The organism is Enterobacter cloacae complex sp. SHL001, from assembly GCF_049236825.1.
Taxonomy (GTDB): Bacteria; Pseudomonadota; Gammaproteobacteria; order Enterobacterales; family Enterobacteriaceae; genus Enterobacter; species Enterobacter hormaechei_C.
This window is the reverse complement of sequence record NZ_JBMKIP010000003.1, coordinates 490,641-511,058: the sequence shown is the minus strand read 5'-3', so window position 1 is coordinate 511,058 and position 20,418 is coordinate 490,641. Positions and strand designations below refer to the sequence as shown.

General features: G+C 55.0%; 18 protein-coding genes and 1 riboswitch. Of the genes, 8 read left to right on the top strand and 10 right to left on the bottom strand.

What is annotated here, in order from left to right; all coding sequences use genetic code 11:
• The first annotated feature begins 5 nt into the window (after positions 1-5).
• On the top strand, positions 6-1,436 hold the full coding sequence (gene hldE, locus ACOTYH_RS11820) for a bifunctional D-glycero-beta-D-manno-heptose-7-phosphate kinase/D-glycero-beta-D-manno-heptose 1-phosphate adenylyltransferase HldE (protein WP_032672014.1): 1,431 nt from the start codon (positions 6-8) through the stop codon (positions 1,434-1,436).
• A 77-nt stretch (positions 1,437-1,513) separates the two neighbouring features.
• Here hldE and ubiK read toward each other — a convergent pair whose 3' ends face one another.
• A complete protein-coding gene (gene ubiK / locus ACOTYH_RS11815) occupies positions 1,514-1,810 on the bottom strand; it encodes a ubiquinone biosynthesis accessory factor UbiK (protein ID WP_000566823.1) in 297 nt (98 codons plus the stop codon).
• Between the two features lie 120 nt (positions 1,811-1,930).
• Positions 1,931-2,081, top strand: a riboswitch (FMN riboswitch).
• A 105-nt stretch (positions 2,082-2,186) separates the two neighbouring features.
• Here ubiK and ribB point away from each other — a divergent pair.
• Positions 2,187-2,840 (top strand): 3,4-dihydroxy-2-butanone-4-phosphate synthase, encoded by a 654-nt coding sequence (gene ribB, locus ACOTYH_RS11810; protein WP_015571897.1) that lies wholly within the window; start codon positions 2,187-2,189, stop codon positions 2,838-2,840.
• A 44-nt stretch (positions 2,841-2,884) separates the two neighbouring features.
• On the opposite strand, the gene ACOTYH_RS11805 is transcribed toward ribB, so the two are convergent.
• From ACOTYH_RS11805 to zupT, 5 genes are all read right to left on the bottom strand, one after another.
• Positions 2,885-3,946, bottom strand: coding sequence for a fimbrial protein (locus ACOTYH_RS11805; RefSeq protein ID WP_047741505.1), 1,062 nt, complete (start codon positions 3,944-3,946; stop codon positions 2,885-2,887).
• Positions 3,930-4,691, bottom strand: a complete 762-nt coding sequence (locus ACOTYH_RS11800) for a fimbrial biogenesis chaperone (protein ID WP_032672012.1) — start codon at positions 4,689-4,691, stop codon at positions 3,930-3,932. Before ACOTYH_RS11800 ends, ACOTYH_RS11805 begins: the two co-directional genes overlap by 17 nt.
• A gap of 9 nt (positions 4,692-4,700) precedes the next feature.
• Positions 4,701-7,145: a fimbria/pilus outer membrane usher protein gene (locus ACOTYH_RS11795; protein WP_421637767.1), complete on the bottom strand. Its 2,445-nt coding sequence runs from the start codon at positions 7,143-7,145 to the stop codon at positions 4,701-4,703.
• A 76-nt stretch (positions 7,146-7,221) separates the two neighbouring features.
• Entirely contained in the window at positions 7,222-7,782 is a 561-nt protein-coding gene (locus ACOTYH_RS11790; protein WP_032672010.1) for a fimbrial protein, read from the bottom strand.
• 266 nt (positions 7,783-8,048) lie between these two features.
• On the bottom strand, positions 8,049-8,822 hold the full coding sequence (gene zupT / locus ACOTYH_RS11785) for a zinc transporter ZupT (protein WP_015571892.1): 774 nt from the start codon (positions 8,820-8,822) through the stop codon (positions 8,049-8,051).
• A gap of 130 nt (positions 8,823-8,952) precedes the next feature.
• On the opposite strand from zupT, the gene ygiD reads away from it, so the two are divergent.
• Complete coding sequence (gene ygiD, locus ACOTYH_RS11780; RefSeq protein WP_063138834.1) at positions 8,953-9,741, top strand: 4,5-DOPA dioxygenase extradiol; 789 nt, start codon at positions 8,953-8,955, stop codon at positions 9,739-9,741.
• Positions 9,742-9,823: 82 nt separating this feature from the next.
• Here ygiD and ACOTYH_RS11775 read toward each other — a convergent pair whose 3' ends face one another.
• The 3 genes from ACOTYH_RS11775 to tolC all read right to left on the bottom strand — a co-directional run bounded on the left by ACOTYH_RS11775 (position 9,824) and on the right by tolC (position 13,325).
• Positions 9,824-10,984: a glutathionylspermidine synthase family protein gene (locus ACOTYH_RS11775; RefSeq protein WP_017384039.1), complete on the bottom strand. Its 1,161-nt coding sequence runs from the start codon at positions 10,982-10,984 to the stop codon at positions 9,824-9,826.
• 2 nt (positions 10,985-10,986) lie between these two features.
• Entirely contained in the window at positions 10,987-11,652 is a 666-nt protein-coding gene (locus ACOTYH_RS11770; RefSeq protein WP_017384040.1) for a DUF1190 family protein, read from the bottom strand.
• 194 nt (positions 11,653-11,846) lie between these two features.
• A complete protein-coding gene (gene tolC, locus ACOTYH_RS11765; RefSeq protein ID WP_017384041.1) occupies positions 11,847-13,325 on the bottom strand; it encodes an outer membrane channel protein TolC in 1,479 nt (492 codons plus the stop codon).
• 203 nt (positions 13,326-13,528) lie between these two features.
• Here tolC and nudF point away from each other — a divergent pair, with 203 nt between their 5' ends.
• From nudF to parE, 5 genes are read left to right on the top strand one after another with little or no spacing between them, the layout of a single operon-like run.
• Positions 13,529-14,161: an ADP-ribose diphosphatase gene (nudF, locus tag ACOTYH_RS11760; protein ID WP_017384042.1), complete on the top strand. Its 633-nt coding sequence runs from the start codon at positions 13,529-13,531 to the stop codon at positions 14,159-14,161.
• Positions 14,158-14,580, top strand: coding sequence for a DUF1249 family protein (locus ACOTYH_RS11755; protein ID WP_003862516.1), 423 nt, complete (start codon positions 14,158-14,160; stop codon positions 14,578-14,580). The genes nudF and ACOTYH_RS11755 overlap by 4 nt, the downstream gene beginning before the upstream one ends.
• 27 nt (positions 14,581-14,607) lie before the next feature.
• Entirely contained in the window at positions 14,608-15,435 is an 828-nt protein-coding gene (cpdA, locus tag ACOTYH_RS11750) for a 3',5'-cyclic-AMP phosphodiesterase (RefSeq protein ID WP_017384043.1), read from the top strand.
• Positions 15,435-16,016 carry an esterase YqiA gene (gene yqiA, locus ACOTYH_RS11745; RefSeq protein WP_421002245.1) on the top strand — a complete coding sequence of 194 codons (582 nt, stop codon included), beginning with the start codon at positions 15,435-15,437 and terminating at the stop codon, positions 16,014-16,016. The genes cpdA and yqiA overlap by 1 nt, the downstream gene beginning before the upstream one ends.
• A 28-nt stretch (positions 16,017-16,044) precedes the next feature.
• A complete protein-coding gene (gene parE, locus ACOTYH_RS11740; protein ID WP_086626189.1) occupies positions 16,045-17,937 on the top strand; it encodes a DNA topoisomerase IV subunit B in 1,893 nt (630 codons plus the stop codon).
• Between the two features lie 85 nt (positions 17,938-18,022).
• Here parE and ACOTYH_RS11735 read toward each other — a convergent pair whose 3' ends face one another.
• On the bottom strand, positions 18,023-20,152 hold the full coding sequence (locus ACOTYH_RS11735) for a TonB-dependent siderophore receptor (RefSeq protein ID WP_015571887.1): 2,130 nt from the start codon (positions 20,150-20,152) through the stop codon (positions 18,023-18,025).
• Positions 20,153-20,418 lie beyond the last annotated feature (266 nt).

Sequence of the window (20,418 nt, the reverse complement as noted above, 5' to 3'; positions counted from 1 at the left end):
CAGGAATGAAAGTAACACTGCCAGAGTTTGAACGTGCTGGAGTTATGGTTGTCGGTGATGTGATGCTGGATCGCTACTGGTATGGGCCGACCAGCCGTATCTCTCCGGAAGCGCCGGTGCCGGTAGTTAAGGTCGACACCATTGAAGAGCGTCCAGGCGGCGCGGCAAACGTGGCGATGAACATAGCCTCGCTGGGCGCGCATTCGCGTCTGGTGGGCCTGACCGGCATTGACGATGCGGCGCGCGCCCTGAGTCAGTCGCTGGCGGACGTGAACGTGAAGTGCGACTTCGTTTCTGTTCCGACCCACCCAACCATCACCAAGCTGCGCGTCCTGTCGCGTAACCAGCAGCTGATCCGCCTCGATTTCGAAGAAGGATTCGAAGGCGTTGATCCTGAGCCGCTGCACGAGCGTATTAGCCAGGCGCTGGGCAATATCGGCGCGCTGGTGCTGTCTGATTATGCCAAAGGCGCGCTGGCGAGCGTGCAGACCATGATCCAGCTGGCGCGTAAAGCCAGCGTACCGGTGCTGATCGATCCGAAAGGCACCGATTTTGAGCGCTATCGCGGCGCAACCCTGCTGACGCCAAACCTCTCTGAATTCGAAGCGGTGGCGGGCAAGTGCAAAACTGAAGAAGAGCTGGTTGAGCGCGGCATGAAAATCATCGCTGATTTCGAGCTGTCTGCGCTGCTGGTGACCCGTTCCGAGCAGGGCATGACGCTGCTGCAACCGGGCAAGGCGCCGCTGCATATGCCAACCCAGGCGCAGGAAGTGTACGACGTGACCGGTGCCGGTGATACGGTGATTGGCGTGCTGGCGGCGACGCTGGCGGCGGGTAACTCCCTGGAAGAAGCGTGCTACTTCGCGAACGCCGCGGCGGGCGTGGTCGTTGGTAAACTCGGGACCTCCACCGTTTCGCCAATCGAGCTGGAAAACGCGGTGCGTGGGCGCGCGGATACCGGCTTTGGCGTCATGACCGAAGAGGAGCTGAAAGTGGCCGTTGCTGCCGCGCGCAAACGCGGTGAAAAAGTAGTGATGACTAACGGCGTGTTCGACATCCTGCATGCGGGTCATGTCTCGTATCTGGCGAATGCGCGTAAGCTGGGCGATCGCCTGATTGTGGCGGTCAACAGCGATGCCTCAACCAAACGTCTGAAGGGTGAAACGCGTCCGGTGAACCCGCTGGAGCAGCGCATGATCGTGCTCGGCGCGCTGGAAGCGGTGGACTGGGTGGTCTCATTTGAAGAAGACACCCCGCAGCGCCTGATTGCCGGAATTCTGCCTGACCTGCTGGTGAAGGGCGGTGATTACAAACCAGAGCAAATCGCAGGTAGCGAAGAGGTCTGGGCAAATGGCGGTGAAGTGATGGTGCTCAACTTTGAGGACGGGTGTTCAACCACCAACATCATTAAGAAGATCCAGAAAGACAGTCAGTAAAAAACGGGCCAGTTGGCCCGTTCGTTTTTCACCCTCTCCCTGTGGGAGAGGGCTGGGGTGAGGGCATCAGGCCGCACTTATGCCTGGTCATCCACCGGTGGAATAGCTGGCGCTGGCTTCACTTCTTCCGGCGCATTGCGGCTCTCCAGCTCGCTCAGACGCTGTTCCAGCAGCGCCAGCTTCTCGCGGGTGCGCAGCAGCACCTGAGTCTGCACATCAAACTCTTCGCGGCTGACTAAATCAAGGCGAACCAACTGTGCCTGCAACGTCTGGCGGATTTTCTTCTCAACGTCATCACCAAACTCACGAATACCTTTCGGCATGGACTCATGAACCTGACGCGCGATCTGCTCAATTTTCTTTGGGTCAATCATTGTCGTTTCCCTTGATGAAAAGGTGTTAGTGCCTATTGTAGCGCGTCATGCCGTGGGTTAAACAAAATTGTTTGAAGCTTATGCATTGCCCAGGGTAATCAATAGCGTTATAGTTATCTCGCTTATTCTCAGGGCGGGGCGAAATTCCCCACCGGCGGTAAATCAGCTTAACGCTGAAAGCCCGCGAGCGCTTTGGGTGAATTCTCAAAGGTCAGCAGATCCGGTGTAATTCCGGGGCCGACGGTTAGAGTCCGGATGGGAGAGAGTAACGATCCAGTCGGGCATGGCCCGCTCACGTTATTTTTTTGCCGCTAGTACGGCGCTCCTAAGACTGCCCTGATTCTGGTAACCATAAAGTTAATGAGGTTTTTTTACCATGAATCAGACGCTACTTTCCTCTTTTGGCACTTCAACTCAACGTGTTGAACATGCACTGGATGCACTGCGCGAAGGCCGCGGTGTGATGGTGCTTGACGATGAAAACCGTGAAAACGAAGGCGACATGATTTTTGCCGCCGAGAACATGACCGTTGAGCAGATGGCGCTGACCATCCGTCACGGTAGCGGCATCGTATGCCTGTGCATCACCGAAGACCGTCGCAAGCAGCTTGATCTGCCGATGATGGTTGAAAACAACACCAGCGCCTTTGGTACCGGCTTCACCGTGACCATTGAAGCAGCGCATGGCGTAACCACCGGTGTGTCGGCGGCTGACCGCCTGACTACCGTGCGTGCAGCGATTGCTGATGGTGCGAAACCATCCGATCTGCACCGCCCTGGTCACGTCTTCCCGCTGCGCGCGCAGCCGGGCGGCGTGCTGACCCGTGGTGGTCATACCGAAGCGACCATCGATCTGGTGACGCTGGCTGGCTTCAAACCCGCAGGCGTGCTGTGCGAACTGACCAACGATGATGGCACCATGGCGCGCGCGCCGGAGTGCATCACCTTTGCGCGACTGCACAATATGCCAGTGGTGACGATTGAAGATCTGGTTGAGTACCGCCGGGCGCACGAGCGCAAAGCCAGCTGAACATGCTGATGTGAAAAAGCCGGGGAAACCCGGCTTTTTTGTTTCTAGTGGTAGTTAATTTTGAACAATACTACGGTTTCGAACGGCCCGGACTGAATCGCTTTCCCTTCTTCCCGTGAAAGTTCAGCCGTGTAGTTTTGCTCAACATTCATAGTATCGCCTGTAAAATCGGCGTACTCCTTATACTGGTTGAAGGTGTGAGGCTCCGTTCCGTTAAGAATACGCAGCTTTAACCCATTCCCTATCAGTACCGCGGTGTCGTCTGCGCTAAGCGTTTCGGTTGTGTAAAACGACGAGTCCATCTTAAATCCGTCCGAGCACTGGGCATCCTGCACTTTGGTGGTTCGTATTGAAAACGTGCGCATACGCGTCTGCTGATTCACAATGTCGCGCGCGCTGAAGGCGCCGAAGTCGATCTCCTGATTTTCAGGGAAAATGCTAAACGTCGCTCCACAATCAAGCACCGTAATGTTTTGCAGTCCGTTGATGTGATACTTGAGGTTCTTCGCGTCGGCCATCTGATTAACGCCACCCTTACCGTCAAACTGCACAACGATGTAATCGCTGAGCGAACTGACATAACCATGTGGCGGCATAGTCTTAATTCTCACGAAAAGTCGTAATCGGGTGACGAACGTGCGTGAAATATGGATATCATCCGGATTGCCGGAGCAGATGCGATCCTCCCAACCCATCTGGCGGATTTGATCCGAGGTGTAAATGGTGATGTTATTGTTGTCCAGGCACTGGCGGGTATCCACGCCGTTGGGCTGGCCTGTAGCATCGTAATCTATGCCTTCATAGGTTACGCCCAGTTCATAATAGGGATCGGTTGCGGCAGGATAAGGGTTCACCCATGCAAAGACATCTTCCGGCTCAAAACTGCTCGTGACGTTGTTGTCACACGTCACCGGAATTCTAATGTCGTCAGACTCCCATATTTTTTGGCCAACCTGAGCGTTGCTGGGGATCGCAAAAGGGGTGATCGTTTTTGTCTCCTCGACGGGGCCGCCAGATCCACCCAGATAGCAGTTAAGCGCCAGCGCGTCTTTCAAAGGCAGCGCTGAAAGCAGCAGTGTAAACAGCAAACTAGCGAGCTTTTGCATCTTTATCGATTTTCCGTTCGGTAAGTTTACATTGCGCCATTCCGGTGCACTGCACGTCGACTTTTTTTAGGGCGCCGTAATCGTCGATATAGCCGATGCTGTAATAACTACCGTGGTAATTACCGGTAGAGGCGGTTGCCGTGGCGAAAGGCGCAATCATCAGACTGTCGAAACCCGGCAGCATGGTTTTGGCATTTTTGCTCAGCCACGCCAGCGTGATGTAATACGGCGTAGGGTTGTGGACCGTGAGCCCTTTCGCGTTGGCGGTAATTTCCATTCGCATTTCAGCCAGTTCGCCGGATTTTTTGCTAATCGCTTCCGGACGCCAGAACAGCTTAATTCGGCTTTGCATGGCAACCTGCATCACGCTGCGCTCCTCGCTGGCGCTGATGCTTTTTGGCGGTACTTCACGCAGGTTGAAATAAAACAGCGATTCCCTGTCTTTTGGCAACTGGCGGGTGGCGGCTTGTTTAACAATTCTTACCTGCGACGAGGTGCCCGCTTCGATACGTTGAATGGGGGGAAGCGCCATAAAGTGCGTATCTTCTTTTTGCCCCTTTTCGTCTTCAATCCAGGAGAGCGCCAGATAAGGTAAAGCCTTGCTCTGGTTGTCCACTTTCAGGCTGCTGGCCTTGTCGCTTTCTGGAAAAACAATGCGCGTGCGGTCCAGGTTAATGGCCGCATGGGTGGTAAATGCTGTGCTGATTAGCATCAGGCACAGGCTTTTAATCGGCGTTAATTTCATGATGATTTCTTACTGACACGGCAGTATCAACTGCATACTGTTTTCTAAGTGAGAAGGTAACGAGAAGCGACACTGTTGGTTGTCGCCCCATGTCACGCGAAACTGCTGTTCTGGCTCAACGGCGCCCAGCCAGACGTGGCCTTCATCGGCCACCATCCCAACCTGCAAATCGTTTGCTTCCAGGCGAACAATCGCCCCGAGCGGTGGCGTTCCTGATGACATCCGCAGAACACCTGCCACGTCCCGACCTGCACGCGTGGCAATCTGACGAAAACCAATGGCCCCCTCAGTCCAGGTTGAGGTCACGACGCGGCTGTCCACGTCCACGCCATCCGGAAGGTTGTTCATATTGACCTGCACGCTGGAGGGGGAATAGCTGGAAAATGACGGTAAAACGCCGATGCCAAAACGGTTGGTTTCATCTCGCGACATATTCAGCGGGATATTGCCTACCCCGTCGGTGCTGACCATTACGCGGGGTTCATTACCGTAGCTGCGCCGGTGCAGCGCGGCGCCTTTCACCGTTGAGGTGAAGGAACCGCTCCAGCTTGCGCTGAGGGAGTTATATTCTTCAGCTTTATAGCTGCCGGAGAGATTAAGATCGCCGTACGCAGAATAATGCTGATAATTCCCGCTGAACTGCGCCCCGGAGTCTGGCTTCCCGCTCTCCGCGCCCGCGGAAACGCCCCAGGTGTTATTGCGATCCGACGTGTCATACCACGACACGTTATGGCTCAGCGTATCGCGGTTACGCAGGTCATAGTTAAGTCGATGATCGGGATCGAGCGGTACGCTGAGCGAGAGATAGAACTGAGTATCGTCACTTTCGTCTTTCTCATCGTAATGCGTTTTACTCCAGGACAGGGTTACGCCAAGGTTCTTCCAGCGGCCCATATCAAAGTTGTAGCCCGCCGTGATACTGCCGGTCGTGGAGGGTGAATCATTCCACCATGTCTGACGCAGCATATTGACGTACAGGTTCAGGGATAACGCCGAAATGTACTGGCTTGCCGTCACGCTCAGGGTTTGTTTTTCCGACTGGCGGTCACCGTCGTCATAATTAAGGTAGCGGGCGTAGCTCAAAAACTGTGGATCTGAGTAGCGGTAGCTGGCGAGCGTAAGCTGACTGCCGGTGGTATCGAAACGCTTGCTGTAGTTAATGCGATAGCTGTAACCCGTCTGGCTGCGCTGGTGTGGCAGCTGGCTGGTGGCCTGCGTGACGTCAAAAGAGAGCGCCCCCAGCCAGGCCATATTCTGGCCGATCCCGGCAGCGACGGAACGATAGCGGTCGCCATCGGCCAGCGTACCGCCATACAGGGAGGTGTGCGACAGCATGCCCCAGGAAAATTCGCCGCTCATGAAGGCGTTATCTTCAACGTCATGGGAGGCGCCCTGGCGCGCTTTACCCGCCGCGAGCTTGTAGCGCACCTGACCCTTGCGCGTTAAAAATGGTACGGATTCGGCCGAGACCTGGAAGGTGCTGACGCGTCCATCCTCTTCCGTGACTTTGACGTCCAGCGTGCCCTGAACCGACTGGTTAAGATCCTGAATAACAAAAGGACCTGGCGGCACTTTACTCTGGTAAATCACGCGATCGGCAAGGCTTACGGTTACCGTGGCGTTGGTTTGCGCTATCCCGGTAATCTGCGGGGCATAGCCGCGCAGCGACCATGGCAGCATACGTTCATCGCTGATTAGCGATGCGCCGGTGTAGGTAAAGGCGTCAAAAATTGCGGACTGGAAATCCGTTTCACCCAACGTCAGTTTCGCACCGATCGAGGGCAGAGGTCGGAACATATACACGCGTGAAAAACGTCCATTATGCTCCGAGCCTGCGTCAGTATGACTTTGCGTGTACTGGTAATCGCTGCGTAGCCGCCACGCGCCCATGTTCGCACCGGCGGTGCCATAGGTATTGGCGTTGTCATTGTTGCTGCCGCTATTGGGCTGATAATGGCTGGCAAAAAGATTGTAATCCAGCAGTACGCCCGGCACGCCGTTGTCCCAGGTGGATGGCGGCATCCAGTCAACCGCACGGTATTGCAGCCACGCCTGGGGGATGGTCACTTTCAGGGTCTGGCTGCCTTGCTCAAAAGTAAATTTGATGTCGGGTCTGGCGGCGAAATCAACGCATCCCTCTTTCTCCGGCAAAGCGTGACGAATGTCATCCTGCAACGCAAAGGTATCGGTCAGCTCGGGGGGAATACAGACCTGAACGGCGTTATTTATTTCTCGCCAGCGAAGCTGCCAGCCATTTTCCAGCGGAATATCATTGACGGCAACCGTAACGAAATAGCTTCCCGGCGTAACCGATATTTGATCTTTAAACAGTGATAAATCGACGCTGCCGCGCTGATCTTTATCGATGGCGTTTATATTAAACTCGGTGGCAGAGGCAACTTTCGTCATTAACAGGGACGCAATGATGATTATCCATTGTAATTTGTATGTCATCATCCTGTTACTCGAGTAAATAGAGAGTGCCGACCGGCATGAATTACCAGTCGGCTGGTGCCGTGACGTAACAGAATTATTTGTACATCAGGACGTAGTTAGCCGTGGCTTCAACCTGGCCTGCCGTCGCAGTTTTACCTGTAGGGACTTCCATAACCGCTTTGAAATGCAGCGTCTGGGTGGTTGAACCCGCCAGCAACTCAACCTCGTTGGCCTCTCCCAGCGTGATAGCAGACTCCGCGTTATCCAGCAGACGCACCCCCACGTTCTGCGCACCGCTTGCATAGGTGTTGCTCATCAGGCTGGTATCCGCCGCGTCTGTCGCTGCGCTGGTAAAGGTCACATCCACTTTGGTAATTGGCGTGTCGGTCTCGTCTGCCGGATCGTCAAGCTGGCAGTTTTCCAGATTGATATCGACCGGTACCGGGGTAGATTTTTTGTTGGCGTTGATAACAGCCGTGGTCACTTCACCCAGATCGACTTCTTTATCAACGCTGTCTGGTGCGATACTGCACGGTGCGTCAATAACAATACCTTTGAATTTGATTTTTCCTGAGCCTTGATCATCTGCAAAAGCAGCACCCGATACAATGACTGCCATAGCCGTCGCTAACAGTAGTTTTTTACCCATATACATGAAAATATCCTTTTTCAGAGTGATTCATAATGTGAATATTAATTTCAGAATACTCGCGAAGTATACGAATTGGGGTGGGGAGACGCGATTAACATGACTTAAATATATTTTTAGATGGTTTTAATTAATATTTGCAGGCTATCTTAAGAGGCGTGGTTTTTCGGGATTTTAACAGGTCTATATTTTTCAGGTTATTATAGGTGAAATATATAGGATTGTTTTTTTGAATAATATATAGCCTCCGTATAAAACGGAGGCATAAATTCTTAGCCAATACCGGCCGTTTGCAGCAGTACCAGACTCATCCCCATCACTGACATTCCACACAGTACGCCGTAGCTGGGGTTATTGTTGGGATCGATCTCTTTCGCCAGCGGCATCAGCTCATCGACAGAGAGCGCGACCATAATCCCGGCCACGGCAGCCATAATCGCAGCCATCACAATCGGGGAGACGAGGCTACCGAGGATCAGCCACGCCAGCACGCCGCCGAGAATTTCAGCCATCCCGGAGATACCCGCCCAAAAGACAGCCGTACGTTTTGAGCCCGTGGCGGCATAAACGGGCCCGGCAACGGCAAGTCCTTCAGGAATATTGTGCAAAGCCACGGCCAGCGCCACACCAAAACCCATTTCCAGGTTGCTGCTGGCCGTGACATAGGTGGCGATACCTTCCGGAAAGTTATGCAGGCTGATACCCAGCGTCAGCAGAATGGCCGTGCGTTTGATATTGCCCGGGATGGGGGTAACGCTTTTTTGCATTAAATCCTGCGGGTGCGCGTGAGGAAGAATACGGTCGAGCGCAAAATAACCCAGCAGTCCAATGATAAACATGCCATAGCCCAGAACAGGCGACATACCTTCGGTGTGAAGCGCGGCGGGCAGCATCTCCATCAGCGAGATAAGCAGCATGATCCCGGCGGCGAAACCCAGCGAGAAGGCCAGAAGGCGATTAGAGGGTTTTTGCCCGAGTACCCCGAGGAACGCACCGATAAAGGTTGCGGCGCCCGCGAGTAAGGTCAAAATCAACGGTACTGACATGCATTCTCCTTAAGCGATATCTGACATTCAAATTTCCTGATGATGATCTTCACGGTTATCTGCGTTCATCTTCACCTGAATGCGCGTAATGTAGGCCCATCACATTGACACCTTCTCTAAGGATATCACCATGTCTTCTTCTCGTATGCCAGCACTGTTTTTAGGCCATGGCAGCCCAATGAACGTCCTGGATGATAACGTCTATACCCGTGCCTGGCGTCAGCTGGGTGAGACGTTACCGCGTCCGAAGGCAATTGTGGTGGTCTCTGCGCACTGGTTTACCCGGGGTACCGGTGTGACGGCTATGGAAGCGCCAAAAACGATTCATGATTTTGGCGGCTTTCCGCAGGCGCTGTATGACACGCATTATCCTGCTCCGGGCTCCCCCGAGCTGGCGCAGCGGCTCGTTGATCTGCTCGCCCCTGTTCCGGTTGCGCTGGACAAAGAAGCCTGGGGCTTTGACCACGGCTCATGGGGGGTGTTGATCAAAATGTATCCGGATGCCGATATCCCGATGGTGCAACTGAGTATCGACAGCACCAAACCGGCTGCCTGGCACATGGAGATGGGGCGTAAGCTGGCTTCGCTTCGTGATGAGGGCATCATGCTGATTGCCAGTGGCAACGTGGTACACAATCTGCGTACGGTACGCTGGCACGGTGAAAATACGCCGTACCCCTGGGCAACAGCCTTTAATAACTATGTAAAAGACAACCTGACCTGGCAAGGGCCGGCCGAACGACACCCTTTGGTGAACTATCTGGATCATGACGGCGGTTCGCTCTCTAACCCGACGCCGGAACACTTCTTGCCATTGCTGTATGTATTAGGCGCGTGGGATGGTCAGGAGGTTATTACAATCCCGGTCGACGGTATTGAGATGGGGAGCTTGAGTATGCTGTCGGTGCAGGTGGGGTAAAAACATGTCGGGTGGCGGCTTCGCCTTACCCGACCTACATATCGAGCGTAGGCCCGGTAAGCGTAGCGCCACCGGGCAAGTCTTACTCGACGAAAATATGCGGGTAGAAACGCGACAGATCCTGCGTAATCAGCGCGCGATCTTCGCGAATGCCAATCCCGGCAGGCTGATCGTTAATAAGCCAGCTGCCGATCAACGTATAGCTGTCGCCAAACTTCGGCAGTTGATAAAACGCCTGGACGATCATCCCTTCTTCACCGTACGGCCCTTCAACCGCTTCCAGCGTTTTACCGTTTTCGATAATCGAGACGTTTGCCCCTTCACGGGAGAAAATTGGCTTAACGACGTATTTCTCCATCGGTGGGAAATCATCTTCAGCAAAGTAAGCAGGCAGCAGGTTCGGGTGATTCGGGAACATCTCCCACAGCATCGGCAGCAGGGCTTTATTGGAGATAATGCTCTTCCAGGCCGGTTCCAGCCAGCGCACGCCGGCGTCTTCCAGTTTGGTAGAGAACATTTCCCGCAGCATGTATTCCCACGGATAGAGCTTGAACAGGTTGCTGATGACCTGATCCTGCATGTCCGTAAACTGACCTTTTTCACCTAAACCGATATCTTCGATATAGAGGAATTCCGTCGCCACTTCCGCTTCGGCTGCGCAGTCCTGCAAATACTGAACCGTACCGCGATCTTCTTCGGTATCGCGGCAGCAGGCGAGGTGCAACAGGTTGAAACCGTGCTGTTCACGCAGTTCGACGAAACGCTCAATCAGCTTTTCCTGAAGGCTGTTGAACTGGTCGCTGCCTTCGGGCAAGTTTCCGGCATTCGCCTGATCTTCCAGCCAGATCCACTGGAAGAACGCGGCTTCGTACAGGGAGGTTGGCGTATCCGCGTTGTTTTCTAAAAGCTTCGGTTCACCCACGCCATCCCATGCCAGATCGAGGCGAGAGTAGAGCGAAGGCTGGTTCGTTTTCCAGGACTGACGAACAAAACTCCAGGTGTGCTTCGGAATGCGGAATTTGGTCATCAGCTCATCGCTGTCGATGACTTTTTCTACTACCTTCAGGCACATCTGGTGCAGCTCTGCGGTTACCTCTTCAAGCTTTTCGACCTGAGCGAGCGTGAGCTTATAGTAAGCATCTTCACACCAGTACGGCTCGCCGTACATGGTGTGAAAGTTGAAACCGTATTCGGTGGCTTTTTCGCGCCAGTCCGGGCGCTCAACAATACTGACTCGTTCCATGATCAGCCGCCCATTGAGCGAGTTGAGGAGCCGGTCGCACTACGCTGCATGGTGGTTTGTTTGGCAACAGACTCACCAAAGCCGCCACGGGTAATGGTGCTGGTGGTGGCTGGTTTCGGCGCCATTGCGGTTTTCGGTACGGTCATCGTACGGCCTGGCGTTGCAGCACCGTAACCCTTGCCGGTGGCATCGGTGTATTTACCGTAGGCCGGGCTGTTCGGGTTTTTGGAGCTAAACAGCGGCTGCTGCTGGTAGCCCGCACCGCCGCTCATCAAACGGCCCATCATATAACCCGCCATCAGCGGCATCCAGAAGCTGCCGCCGGACTGTGCCTGCGCCTGGTTTTCCGGTGCCATACCCGCCTGAGCAGGTGCCTGCTGGCACTGGCCTTCACCGAATTCGGCTACACAGTCTTCGCGAGAGGCATATTTCGGCGCGGTACGTTCCGCTTCTTTGAGGGCGTTGTTATAGGCCGTCGTACACTCAGCGGCTTTACCGGTTGCGCTCGCGCAGTCGTCGGCGTTTTGATACAGCGAAACCGTTTCGTCGTTTTGCTCACAGCCTGCCAGCATAAAGACGGCGGTGACCGCCAGCGCGACAGGTGTCAGGTGGCGTGCGTTCCAGCTTTTGCGGAACGACGCGTGATTCATCGTTTTTGTCCGTTTCATATTTGTCTTCCAGGACCCAGTGGTAATAACGCTCAGGATAGAGGATGAGTGGTTGAAAATGAAGCGAAGAGGGGCGAAATGCGGGGGATCTTTACGTTGGCTTACGTTCAGGTGTGATTTTGCGCCGGGTGGCGCTGTGCTTACCCGGCCTACGATTAAGTAGGCCCGATAAGCTCAGCGCCATCGGGCAAGGCTTAATGACGGAACGGATTCGTACCGCTGCTGGCAGGTGCGGTGCTACGCGCTGCCGCTGGCTGCGCAAGCGGGGCGCTGCTGTTAGGGGTGAAATTATCAACGGCGGCATCCTGCTGTGGATTTTCCGGCGCGACGCTGTCAGGCGACGTAGGGACCGGTTTGCCTAGCGTGCTGTTCAGCATTTGCAGATCCTGCTCGTTCAGCGTACCCAGCGCCTGCTTGATGTTCAGCTGGTTAATCAAATACTGATAACGTGCGCTGGAGAGCTGCTGTTTCGCGTTATACAGCGTGGTCGTTGCGTCTAACACGTCCACGATGGTACGCGTACCTACGGAGTAACCCGCTTCGTTCGCATCCAGTGAGCTCTGGGCAGAGACGACGGCCTGTTTATAGGCGTTGATGCTGCTGATAGAGGCATTTACGTTGTTGTAGGAAGAACGCACGGTCTGCACCACGTTGCGGTGTGCGCTTTCCAGCTGCTCGCTGGCGCCCACAAAGTTGTACTGCGCCTGTTTAACCTGAGAGTTAACCATCCCGCCCTGGTACAGCGGCAGAGAGAAGCTGAGACCCACTTTGTTCTGGCCAACGTTGCTGTCGTCATAGGCCTGAGAGGTCGTTTTAGACCCGCTGTAGCTGGTGTCCGATACGCCGGTAGAGGCGCTCAGGCTCAGAGTTGGCAGGTGACCATCCTGTGCAAGACGGATCTGTTCGCGCGCCAGATCCTGGCTCAGGCGTGCCTGCAACAAGGTCAGGTTGCGGTTTTCCGCTTCTTTCAGCAGAGCGTTAACCGCCTGCGGTTTGTCCGTTTTGAAACTGTCCACGTTCAGAGAGGCCAGCTCAGGATAGTAGTTACCGGTGACCTGACGCAGTGCTTCCAGGGCGTTGTCGAGGTTGTTACGTGCGGTCACTTCGTTAGCCAGTACGGTATCGTACTGTGAACGGGCGTTCTGCACGTCAGTAATGGCGACCAGGCCCACGTTAAAACGCTGGGTGGTTTGATCTAACTGACGGTAAACCGCCTGTTTCTGCGCTTCGGTGTAGGAGAGGGCGTCAATCGCGCTCAGAACCTGGAAATAGGCGGTCGCGGTATTCAGGATCAGCGTCTGCTGATCGGTCTGATAGGTAACATCCTGAATGCCGGCGCTCTTTTCCTGCAAGCTCAGTTCCCGCCATTTGGACATGTCGAACAGGGTTTGTGTAAGCTGTAAAGAGGCGCTGGTGGCATTCGAATCGATGCCATTGTTATCGCGAAAACCGTTAGTGTAGGTATAATCTGCACCTAAGCCTAACTGCGGCAGCAGTGGACTACGTGCTTCGTTAATCTTTTCAAACGCAGCATCACGATCGGCCGCTGATTTACGTAAATCAGGGTTGCCCAGACGTGCCTGCTGGTAGACCTGTAACAGGTTTTCTGCCTGGCTCATTGCACTGAAGCCCGTCAGGCTCAGGCCGATAAGGATGGGGAGCAATTTCTTCATTTGCATTCCTTGTTGTGAAGCAGTATTAGCGCTGATCTAATTAAAAATAATTGCCGATTCTAACAGAATCATCCACACCAAAAGGTTGGCGTAACGTGCCATCTGGCGGTAATTTGCTCCAATCTACCATATAGCCATACAAACGGCAGCCAAACAGCCTTGAAATTCACAATTTCATCACCATTGCTACCAGGACTCGACCGATGCAAAAACCAGAAAACGTGCCTGTCACCTTCGCCAAAAACGATGTAGAAATTATTGCACGAGAAACGCTTTATAGCGGTTTTTTTTCAATGGAACTTTACCGTTTCAGGCATCGTCTGTTTAACGGTGAGATGAGCGGTGAAATCAAACGCGAAATTTTTGAGCGCGGGCATGCGGCTGTGTTGCTACCCTATGACCCAGTGCGTGATGAAGTGGTGCTGGTCGAACAGGTGCGTATTGCGGCTTATGATACCAGCGATACGCCGTGGTTGCTGGAGATGGTGGCCGGGATGATCGAAGAAGGTGAGTCGGTCGAAGACGTCGCTCGCCGTGAGGCGCTGGAAGAGGCGGGCCTGGCGATCGGCCGGACGAAACCGGTGTTGAGCTACCTGGCAAGCCCGGGTGGGACAACGGAACGTTCATCTATTATGGTGGGCGAAGTGGACGCCAAGACAGCGGAAGGGATCCACGGTCTGGCAGATGAAAACGAAGATATTCGGGTTCATGTGGTGAGTCGGGAGCAGGCTTACCAGTGGGTAGAAGAGGGGAAAATCGACAACGCAGCGTCTGTCATCGCCCTGCAATGGCTACAGCTGCATTATCAGACATTACGACACGAGTGGAAAAAATGAAGCGTTATACACCTGACTTCCCAGAAATGATGCGCCTGTGCGAAACCAATTTCGCCCAGCTGCGCCGCCTGCTGCCGCGAAACGACGCGCCCGGCGAAACGGTGAGCTATCAGGTGAGCAACGCGCAGTATCGGTTAACGATAACAGAATCAACGCGCTACACTACGCTGGTGGAGATTGAGCAAACGGCGCCGAGCATCAGCTACTGGAGCCTGCCGTCGATGACGGTACGTCTTTATCATGACGCGATGGTCGCTGAAGTGTGTTCAAGCCAGCAGATCTTTCGCTTTAAAGCGCGGTATGATTACCCGAATAAAAAGTTGCATCAACGCGACGAAAAGCATCAAATTAACCAGTTTTTAGCCGACTGGCTAAGATATTGTTTAGCACATGGAGCAATGGCGATTCCGGTTTGTTAGCGTCATAAACCTACCTAAGGACACCATTTGGAAAGCCTGTTGAACCTGACTGTTGCTGGTGGGGCGCCAGTCAGGATATTACAAATCACCGACACCCACCTTTTTGCCGAAAAGCATGAGACGCTTCTGGGCGTGAACACCTGGGAGAGTTATCAGGCGGTTCTTGACGCGATCCATGCTGAAAAGCGGCCATGCGATCTGATCGTCGCGACGGGCGATCTGGCGCAGGATCAATCCTCCGCAGCCTATCAGCATTTTGCTGAAGGGATTGCGAGCTTTAGCGTGCCTTGCGTCTGGCTACCGGGCAATCACGATTTTCAACCCGCTATGTACAGTTCGCTTCAGGATGCGGGGATTTCACCGGCAAAATGTGTCTTTGCGGGGGACCAGTGGCAAATTCTGCTCCTCGACAGTCAGGTGTTTGGCGTTCCGCACGGTGAGTTGAGCGACTATCAGCTTGACTGGCTGGAGACAAAACTGGCCGCCGAACCGAATCGCAATACGCTGCTGTTGCTGCATCATCACCCGCTGCCGGCGGGCTGTAGCTGGCTCGATCAGCACAGCTTACGCAACTCTGCGGCGCTGGACGGCGTACTGGCGAAATTTCCGCGCGTGAAAAATTTGCTGTGCGGGCACATTCACCAGGAGCAGGATCTCGACTGGAATGGTCGCCGCCTGCTCGCGACGCCCTCTACCTGCGTGCAGTTTAAGCCGCACTGCGCCAACTTTACGCTGGATACCATCGCACCGGGCTGGCGCTGGCTGGAGCTGCATGCCGATGGCTCGCTGACCACCGAAGTTTGCCGTCTGACCGGGGCTCAATTCCGCCCGGATACCGCTTCGGAAGGCTATTGATGTCGACGCTTCTCTATCTGCATGGGTTTAACAGCTCACCACGATCGGCGAAAGCGACGCAGCTTCGCCAGTGGCTGAGCGCGAATCATTCCCACGTGGAGATGATTATTCCGCAGTTGCCCCCTTATCCGGCGGATGCGGCAGAGATGCTGGAATCGATCGTGCTTGAACACGGCGGCGAATCGTTTGGCGTTGTCGGGTCGTCGCTCGGCGGCTACTACGCCACCTGGCTGTCGCAGTGCTTTATGTTACCCGCTGTCGTCGTCAACCCGGCGGTCCGGCCATTTGAGCTGTTAAGGGACTTTCTTGGCGAAAACGAGAACCCCTACACCGGCCAACAATATGTGCTAGAGTCACGCCATATTTACGATCTCAAAGTTATGCAGGTCGACCCGCTTGAAGCGCCCGATCTTATCTGGCTGCTGCAACAGACGGGAGATGAAGTGCTGGATTACCGCCAGGCAGTGGCGTATTACGCATCCTGCCGCCAGACTGTAGAAGAGGGCGGTAACCATGCTTTCACGGGCTTTGAAGATCATTTCACCCAGATTGTCGATTTTCTTGGACTGCACAGCCACTGACAATCAATGCGAATTGCTAGCTTAAATCATGACGCAAACCTATAACGCTGATGCCATTGAGGTACTCACCGGGCTTGAGCCGGTTCGCCGCCGCCCGGGGATGTACACCGATACGACGCGCCCAAACCACCTGGGCCAGGAAGTAATTGATAACAGTGTGGACGAAGCGCTGGCAGGCCATGCCAGACGCGTGGACGTTATCCTGCACGCCGATCAGTCGCTGGAAGTTATCGACGACGGCCGCGGCATGCCGGTAGATATCCACCCGGAAGAGGGTGTTCCCGCCGTTGAGCTGATCCTCTGTCGTCTGCACGCGGGCGGTAAGTTCTCCAACAAAAACTACCAGTTCTCCGGCGGCTTGCACGGCGTGGGGATCTCCGTGGTTAACGCCCTGTCAAAGCGCGTGGAAGTGAACGTTCGTCGCGATGGCCAGGTGTATAACATCGCGTTTGAAAGCGGCGAAAAAGTGCAGGATTTGCAGGTCGTCGGGACGTGCGGTAAACGCAACACCGGCACCAGCGTCCATTTCTGGCCTGATGAAAGCTTCTTCGACAGCCCACGCTTTTCCGTTTCTCGCCTGACGCACCTGCTGAAAGCCAAAGCGGTGCTGTGCCCGGGCGTGGAAATCACCTTTAAAGATCACGTAAACAACACCGAACAGAGCTGGCGCTACGAAAAGGGTCTGAACGACTACCTGTGCGAAGCGGTTAACGGCCTGCCGACCCTGCCGGAAAAACCGTTCGTCGGGAATTTCGAAGGTGACACCGAAGCGGTGGACTGGGCGCTGCTGTGGCTGCCGGAAGGCGGTGAGCTGCTGACGGAAAGCTACGTCAACCTGATCCCAACGCTGCTCGGCGGGACGCACGTCAACGGCCTGCGTCAGGGGCTGCTGGATGCGATGCGCGAGTTCTGCGAATACCGCAACATTCTGCCGCGCGGCGTGAAGCTTTCCGCAGAAGATATCTGGGACCGCTGCGCCTACGTGCTCTCCGTGAAGATGCAGGATCCGCAGTTTGCCGGTCAGACTAAAGAGCGCCTGTCGTCACGCCAGTGTGCGGCGTTCGTCTCCGGCGTGGTGAAAGATGCGTTTACCCTGTGGCTGAACCAGAACGTTCAGGCCGCAGAAATGCTGGCTGAAATGGCGATCTCCAGCGCCCAGCGTCGCCTGCGCGCGGCGAAGAAAGTGGTGCGTAAAAAGCTGACCAGCGGCCCCGCGCTGCCGGGCAAGCTGGCGGACTGTACCGCCCAGGATCTCAACCGCACCGAGCTGTTCCTGGTGGAAGGGGACTCGGCAGGCGGATCGGCCAAGCAGGCGCGCGATCGTGAATATCAGGCGATCATGCCGCTCAAGGGTAAGATCCTCAACACCTGGGAGGTCTCGTCTGATGAAGTGCTGGCCTCGCAGGAAGTACACGACATCTCCGTGGCGATCGGCATCGATCCGGACAGCGACGATCTGAGCCAGCTGCGCTACGGCAAGATCTGTATCCTCGCGGATGCGGACTCCGATGGTCTGCACATCGCCACGCTGCTCTGTGCGCTGTTCGTGAAGCACTTCCGCACGCTGGTGAAAAACGGTCACGTCCACGTGGCGCTGCCGCCGCTGTACCGTATCGACCTTGGCAAAGAAGTCTACTATGCGCTGACGGAAGAAGAGAAAGCGGGCGTGCTGGAGCAGCTCAAACGCAAGAAGGGCAAACCGAACGTTCAGCGCTTTAAAGGGCTGGGCGAGATGAACCCGATGCAGTTGCGTGAAACCACCCTGGATCCGAACACCCGCCGTCTGGTGCAGCTGACCATCAGCGATGAAGACGAACAGCAAACCAACGCCGTGATGGATATGCTGCTGGCCAAGAAACGTTCTGAAGACCGACGTAACTGGCTCCAGGAGAAAGGCGATATGGCGGATATAGAGGCCTGATGTCCCCTCACCCTAACCCTCTCCCACAGGGAGGGGGTTAGGATCGTAGGCCCGGTAAGCGTTAGCGCCACCGGGCTTTTTTACGTCAAAACTCCATCTTCACCGTAAACTGCACTTCACGCGGGTCGCCAATCTGGTTGCCCAGGTTGTTGGTCGCAATCGACGACGTGTAGTAGGTCTTATCGAACAGATTCTTCACGTTCACCTGTAGCGTCACCGGATATTGCAGCTTCATTTTGTACGCCGCAAATGCATCCGCCACGAAATAGCCCGGCAGATAATAATCCGCACCGTTAGTCGCTGAGCGGCGGCTTACGCCGTGCCCGCCGCCGCCAATTGTCAGCGTATTCCCGGCAAACGCATTGTGAATATCGTACGTCAGGAACAGGGAGCCGGTATGGCGCGGTACGTTCGGCAGCGGTTTGCCCGCGTAGTCCGGGTCTTCCAGCACCTTCGCATCGGTATAGCCGTAGCTGGCGATAATGTTGGTGTTCTCGGTCAGCGATCCGGCGAGATCCACTTCGACACCCTGCGAGCGCACGCGGCCCGCGGTTTTGGCGACGGTTTCATCACCGACGCTCTCGGTGTACAGCACGTTGCGCTTGTGGATATCAAACAGCGCGATGTTGGCGGTAATGCCGTCGAACAGGTCGAATTTAGCGCCTATTTCATACGCGTTCGACGTTTCCGGCGGCAGGTCGCCGATGTAGCTCGCAATGGACGACTGCGGCATAAACGTCTGGGAATAGTTGGCAAACAGGGAGACTGCCGGCGTGAGCTTGTATACCAGGCCCAGCTTCGGCGTCCACTGGTCGTCGCGGCTGTCCGTGTTGACGTTAAACGGACGGCCTTTGCCCGCGTACTGGGTGTAATACTGGTAGCGCAGTCCGGCAACGGCGATCCATTTATCGGTCAGGTACAGCGCGTCCTGCGCGTAGGCGGAGTAGCTCTCCTGCTTGATGGTTTGATCGCTGTCGGCTGCCGAGACGGTGGTGCACTTGCCGAGGCTGCCGTAGCTCGGGTTGTAAATATTGAAATCCTTAACGTTCTTACAACGGATCATGTCCGTGCGCAGCAGATCGTAATTCTCATACGACACGCCGGTCAGGATCTCATTGTAAAAGCCCGCGATGTCCACGTTCCCCTGCAAATCTGCCCGCGTTGTGTGCATACGCTGGGTCGAACCCTGGGTCGCATCCACGCGGCGGGTCAGGTTGCCGGTTTTTGAATCGTAGGCCATCACGCGAGCCTGGTTATCGCTGTACTTATCCTGGCTGTAGCTGTAGTCGAACTTCGCGGTCCACTGGCTGTTGAGCCGATACTCCGCGTTAAGCTGAGCGAGGTCGGACTGACCGTCGGTCACGTTAAATGGCTCATCAAAGCGGGTTTTGCGATCGACGTCGACGGCCTTTTTGGTGTTGAGATCGAAGATCGTTCCGCGATCGAACGGCGTTTTATAGTCGCGATGCGAATAGAGCACGGTCACGGTGGCATCATCGCCGAACCAGGTCAAAGACGGGGCGATAAAGGTGCTGCGTTCGGTGCCGAAATTACGCCAGTAATCCTCGTCCTGATACTCCCCCGTCAGGCGATAGGCCAGACGCGTACCTTCAATTGGACCGGTGACGTCAAACTGTCCGCTACCGCCGCCAAAGCTGGTTGATGTGGCAGAAATCGAGCCGCCGAAGGTTTTCTCCGGGCGTTTGGTCACCACGTTAATCAGGCCGCCGGGGTCGAGAATACCGTAAAGGGTCGAGGCCGGGCCTTTTAGCACCTCCACGCGCTCGGTTGCGGCATTGAAGCTGCGCGGCAGCACGGTGCGCAGGCCGTTGGTCATGATCGAGCCATCGCGGTTTGCGCCGAAGCCACGGCGCACGAAGGCATCCTGCGTGCCGCCCAGGGTGTTGGTCTGCACCACGTTGCTGACGTTATACAGCGCCTCGTCTAGCGTGGTCGCGTTTTGGTCTTCCAGCACTTTATCGCTGACGGTATTGACCACCTGCGGGATGTCCAGCATCGGCATGTTGGTCAGCGTGGCGGTGGAGGTGTTCAGGGGCTGATAGCCGCTGGTGGCGTCGGTGGAAGCGTAAGGATCGGCAGTGACGGTAAGCGTCTCACCGTCTTTTGCTGCTGCGTGCACCAGAGGCGCCATGAACAGGAGTGAAAAGAGCGCGCGCCCTTTTACCCCGGCGAATGAAGGTGTGAACTTAGCCATTACATCTGTTTTCCCAAAATATCCTGCGATGAAATGCTCGCGGAAGAATGTGTGAGTCATTGCCCTTACGCTCTGTCCGTTAGCCTCTACGGCATCGGACTTGTAATTGAGAATCATTCAAGCATGAGGGCATGTAGTAGTAAATGGAATAAATAAAAATTTCGCTACAGAGGTTTCTCTCTGGCTAACACGCTTCGATTTCTTGTTTAAGGTATTGAAAATAATCAATAAAAATGAATTTTAATTTGTGCGGTGATGCTCAATTA

Coding starts and splice junctions, on each gene's coding strand:
- hldE (WP_032672014.1), top strand. CDS start 6: ATGAAAGTAACACTGCCAGAGTTTGAACGTGCTGGAGTTATGGTTGTC.
- ubiK (WP_000566823.1), bottom strand. CDS start 1,810: ATGATTGACCCAAAGAAAATTGAGCAGATCGCGCGTCAGGTTCATGAG.
- ribB (WP_015571897.1), top strand. CDS start 2,187: ATGAATCAGACGCTACTTTCCTCTTTTGGCACTTCAACTCAACGTGTT.
- ACOTYH_RS11805 (WP_047741505.1), bottom strand. CDS start 3,946: ATGCAAAAGCTCGCTAGTTTGCTGTTTACACTGCTGCTTTCAGCGCTG.
- ACOTYH_RS11800 (WP_032672012.1), bottom strand. CDS start 4,691: ATGAAATTAACGCCGATTAAAAGCCTGTGCCTGATGCTAATCAGCACA.
- ACOTYH_RS11795 (WP_421637767.1), bottom strand. CDS start 7,145: ATGACATACAAATTACAATGGATAATCATCATTGCGTCCCTGTTAATG.
- ACOTYH_RS11790 (WP_032672010.1), bottom strand. CDS start 7,782: ATGTATATGGGTAAAAAACTACTGTTAGCGACGGCTATGGCAGTCATT.
- zupT (WP_015571892.1), bottom strand. CDS start 8,822: ATGTCAGTACCGTTGATTTTGACCTTACTCGCGGGCGCCGCAACCTTT.
- ygiD (WP_063138834.1), top strand. CDS start 8,953: ATGTCTTCTTCTCGTATGCCAGCACTGTTTTTAGGCCATGGCAGCCCA.
- ACOTYH_RS11775 (WP_017384039.1), bottom strand. CDS start 10,984: ATGGAACGAGTCAGTATTGTTGAGCGCCCGGACTGGCGCGAAAAAGCC.
- ACOTYH_RS11770 (WP_017384040.1), bottom strand. CDS start 11,652: ATGAAACGGACAAAAACGATGAATCACGCGTCGTTCCGCAAAAGCTGG.
- tolC (WP_017384041.1), bottom strand. CDS start 13,325: ATGAAGAAATTGCTCCCCATCCTTATCGGCCTGAGCCTGACGGGCTTC.
- nudF (WP_017384042.1), top strand. CDS start 13,529: ATGCAAAAACCAGAAAACGTGCCTGTCACCTTCGCCAAAAACGATGTA.
- ACOTYH_RS11755 (WP_003862516.1), top strand. CDS start 14,158: ATGAAGCGTTATACACCTGACTTCCCAGAAATGATGCGCCTGTGCGAA.
- yqiA (WP_421002245.1), top strand. CDS start 15,435: ATGTCGACGCTTCTCTATCTGCATGGGTTTAACAGCTCACCACGATCG.
- parE (WP_086626189.1), top strand. CDS start 16,045: ATGACGCAAACCTATAACGCTGATGCCATTGAGGTACTCACCGGGCTT.
- ACOTYH_RS11735 (WP_015571887.1), bottom strand. CDS start 20,152: ATGGCTAAGTTCACACCTTCATTCGCCGGGGTAAAAGGGCGCGCGCTC.